This is a genomic window from Bradyrhizobium sp. CFUWI, assembly GCF_056429085.1.
This window is the reverse complement of record NZ_JBWJZE010000297.1, coordinates 1-395: the sequence shown is the minus strand read 5'-3', so window position 1 is coordinate 395 and position 395 is coordinate 1. Positions and strand designations below refer to the sequence as shown.

The window sequence follows — 395 nt, the reverse complement described above, 5'->3', positions numbered from 1 at the left end:
GCACCGCCATCTCGGCAGTGGCGTCATCGGCAAATGTAGCCCGTGCCGCACCCGCGCGGCGGCACGGAGGTGCGCCGGGTTGCGGAGGGACGGGGGCGCAGGCTCAGACGTACTTCGCCGCGATCGGCATCTGGCGCCCGTTGCCGAAGGCCTTGGCCCGCACGCGCAGGATGGGCGGAGCCTGGCGGCGCTTGTACTCGTTGCGCGCCACCATCTGGCGCACGCGGTGCACCAGGGCGCGGCCGGCCTCGTCGTGCTGCAGCTGGGCCGAGAACGCGCGGGCCGCCTCGTACTCGGCGTGCGACAGGCCTTCGCCTTCGATGATGAGGCGCAGCACCTGGTCCAGCACCGGGTAGGGCGGCAGGCTGTCGACGTCGCGCTGCCCGGGCGCCAGT

The 395-nt window shown here is 73.4% G+C and carries 1 pseudogene; it reads right to left on the bottom strand.

Going from position 1 to position 395, the window contains the following annotated elements:
• Window positions 1-103: 103 nt before the first annotated feature.
• Window positions 104-395: pseudogene (locus AC066S_RS39890) on the bottom strand (hypothetical protein); the annotation flags it as partial.